Source organism: Bacillus sp. 05T31, from assembly GCF_056396725.1.
The window spans coordinates 1-3,502 of record NZ_JBFTMA010000480.1; the positions used below are offsets into that span (position 1 = coordinate 1).

Genomic DNA, 3,502 nt, shown 5'->3' on the forward strand with positions numbered 1-3,502 from the left:
CTATTCACAAAAGTGAACGTTGTGCGCCTTCAGTTTCTCTGATGAGCTTCTATTGTATTCTGTTTGATTTCTTTTCATTTTAATTCCGGAATTCATATGTGTCAACTTGGAATTTGATTTTATCGCTTCAGGGGCTTATACAAATATCCCTAACTATTCCCTTTCACCATCAACAACAAATATATGAATACATCTTTTTTAATCATTATCAATTGAACAAAAAAAAAAACAAAAAAAAATAAAAGCCCATCTTTTTTATTTTCTACATAAATATGCTTTCCGATCATTTTTAAACAATAAATAATGAGCAGTATGAACCTTTCTCTCTAAATAATCGATAGAATACGTGCTTGATGGATCAACTAAATCCTCAATCGCTCCTGAAAGGTGATCAATTACCTTTTGCAATGTTTCTAAGTTCTTCTTCTCACTTTCCATATTCATTTCATCCATAATGTCATAAATGAGACATTGCACTTTCCGTAATCGTAATTCCTTCTGCTCCACGTATATCTCCTCCTTATTAGTCATATTACGGTTTAAATATATGGGCTTATAGCTTAGTCAATTCTAAAAAACAAAAAGATATCCATCTCTAAACATGTAGTCATAGAGATGRATATCTTTATTTTTATACTTGCAATGCCTTCTCTCTCARAGCTCTTCKTAACAACTTACCAGTTGTATTCTTCGGCAATTCTGTTAAAAACTCAATGCTCWTTGGCACTTTATATTTCGCTAAATGTARCGTGCAGTAATGCATMAGYTCTTCTTCTGTTACGTTCGTTTGTTTCAGAACGACGTAAGCTCGCACTGCTTCTCCTAAGTTTTCATCAGGAACACCRATTACGACAACTTCAGCTACCGAATCRTGAGTRTATAATACTTCCTCYACTTCACGAGGATATACGTTATAACCGCCAACTAAGACAATATCTTTTTTGCGATCGACGATATAGAAGTAACCTTCTTCATCCATTTTCGCTAAGTCTCCTGTATATAGCCAGCCATCTTTAAGTGTCGCCGCAGTATCTTCTGGCGCATTATAGTAACCCTTCATAACGTTAGGTCCGCGAACAATTAACTCCCCAACTGCACCAACAGGTACCTCTTCACCAAGTTCGCTCACAATTTTATTTTCTACATGCCAAATATTTGTGCCAATAGATCCTGGTTTACGAGGACGGTCTAACGGATTAAAACAAGTAACTGGTGATGCTTCTGATAAACCGTATCCTTCTGAAACGATAACGCCAAAACGTTTTTCAAAGTTTTGCAGAAGGGCAACAGGCATTGACGCACCACCTGAAATACAAAGGCGAAGTGTCTTCACATCTTCTGCGCTCGCTTCTTCAAATAAATATAAGTAATTGTACATTGTCGGTACACCCGCAAAAATCGTTGGTTCATATGTACGACAAATACGGAATACTTCTTTCGGACTAAACTTCGGTAACATTAAAATTGTTGCCCCGTTCACAATCGGCGCATTTACTGCGACTGTTAAACAGAACACATGGAACATCGGCAGCGCTGCAACGACGCGATCGTCCGCAGTATATTGTAAATATGACGCAACATCGCTTGCGTTACTATATAAATTTTTATGTGTTAACATAGCGCCTTTTGGCTTTCCAGTTGTACCTGAAGTGTATAAAATAACAGCTACATCTTCTTCATCTAGTTCCGGACCTTCGTAAGTTACATCTCCAGTTCCTATAAAACTAGTAAACGTTTTCATTTTTTCGGTTTCTATATGATTAAAATCTGATGAGGTTTCGCATATGATGATRTTCTCWAGTGAAGGAAGTCTTGTTGTAAGAGATTGTATAACAGGTAGAAGGACGTCGAGTACGATGATTGTTTTTACATCTCCATTTTGTAATATGTAATGTATTTCGTCTGCTGTATAAATTGGATTAATTGGAATGACAGTTGCTCCRGCTTTCATYGTTCCGTATAAACCGACTAAAAAATGTGGTGAATTGCCTACAGCTAATGCGACATTGTCCCCTTTTCCAATGCCCATTTTTGCTAAATTACTAGAAAACCTAGTGACCACTTTGTTTAATTGGTCATACGAGACCGACTGATCCATAAATATGTATGCCGGTTTATCCCCCTTATTTTTTGCCGTTTCAGCCAAAGATTGAACGAGATTCACACAAATCCCACCTTTATAAAATTTAGAATATTTAAAAATTCTAAATTAATTATATTAAAAGAAAATTAAAGTAGCAAGTGATATTCCATTAACTGCATATACAACGATCACCTCCTGTTGACTCTCTTTGGAAGGATACGGAAATTTCATTCGTTAGCAAATGATGAACCAAAGGCTAAAATCATTTCAAGATAATATGCACTCATCTTTTCACTAAGTTTTTCTAGTTCCTCTTTATTCAAGCTCGTATGCTCCCCATACAAGTTGATTGCATCCGCTCCGTTTTCATGAAAAAACAATGTTACATATAATGTCAGTAACCCGGTATTGGCCTCATCTATTGACAAAACAAGATCTGGCGTTTTATTCATCGTACTAAAAGCTTCATTTCTTTTCCATTTCTTATTTTGAAACATAGTTTGTATATCATCTATCTTTCGTTTGTTATCCGTATGCGTAAAATATATGACATTATCCCTCCCTGGCTTTCCAATAGATAAAAGTGTGCGACTTGAGGACGTTTCATCGTTACAGGCTGTCATTCCGATGACGAAGCTGAGCAGTAATACAACGTACATTATCCTTTTCATTTCAATTCGCCTCCTTTTGAATATATATTCCTTTATGAGGGGCAAATGTCCTGTGATTTTATGGTGAATGAAATTATATAAGCGATTTTTAAAATATATCGACTTACCGATAAAACGTGACAATCTACGCAAAAAAGAGGCTGCCCGTTACGGCAGCCTCCCTTATTTTTAGAAGAATAAATGCAAGAAATCTTCTGTTGTAATATTACCGAAATAGCGCGCGATATCTACGCCTTCTAAAGCTACAGTGAATGTATCTTTATCAAATTGTACGCCTGTTAGACGTTCTTCAATGTCATGAACATCTAGTGATCCGAAGAAATCACCGTAAATTTTACATTCTGTTACTGTTCCTTTTTTCACTTCAAGACGAACGTCAACTTGTCCAACTGGGAAGCGGTGTGAATGTTGTAAGTTGAACTTCGGAGATTTTCCGTAGTTCCAATCCCAATTTTGGTAGCGCTCTTCAGAAAGTTTATGGATTTCTTTCCAATCATTTTCTGTTAATTCGTACGTTGGAATTTCTGTTTCACCTTCGAAAATTGTTTCTAGAAGAAGTTGTCTAAACTCTTCTGTCGTCATTTTTTCGTTTAAGAACTCTGTAATGTTCGCAACGCGGCTACGGATTGATTTAATTCCTTTTGATTGAATCTTATCCATTTTCACTTTAAGTGCTGATACGACGTGATCGATTTCAGAGTCAAATAGTAACGTACCGTGACTAAACATACGACCTTTCGTTGAAAAC

General features: G+C 36.2%; 4 protein-coding genes. All 4 read right to left on the reverse strand.

Annotated elements, in window-relative coordinates; all coding sequences use genetic code 11:
- Positions 1-255 precede the first annotated feature (255 nt).
- Positions 256-507 (reverse strand): hypothetical protein, encoded by a 252-nt coding sequence (locus AC1DJR_RS22350; protein ID WP_477003528.1) that lies wholly within the window; start codon positions 505-507, stop codon positions 256-258.
- Positions 508-631: 124 nt separating this feature from the next.
- Positions 632-2,164, reverse strand: a complete 1,533-nt coding sequence (locus tag AC1DJR_RS22355) for a fatty acid--CoA ligase family protein (RefSeq protein ID WP_477003529.1) — start codon at positions 2,162-2,164, stop codon at positions 632-634.
- Between the two features lie 146 nt (positions 2,165-2,310).
- Entirely contained in the window at positions 2,311-2,754 is a 444-nt protein-coding gene (locus tag AC1DJR_RS22360; RefSeq protein WP_016101568.1) for a hypothetical protein, read from the reverse strand.
- A 168-nt stretch (positions 2,755-2,922) separates the two neighbouring features.
- Positions 2,923-3,502, reverse strand: a 580-nt coding sequence (locus AC1DJR_RS22365) for a lipoate--protein ligase (RefSeq protein ID WP_477003530.1), incomplete at its 5' end; no start/stop codon positions are given.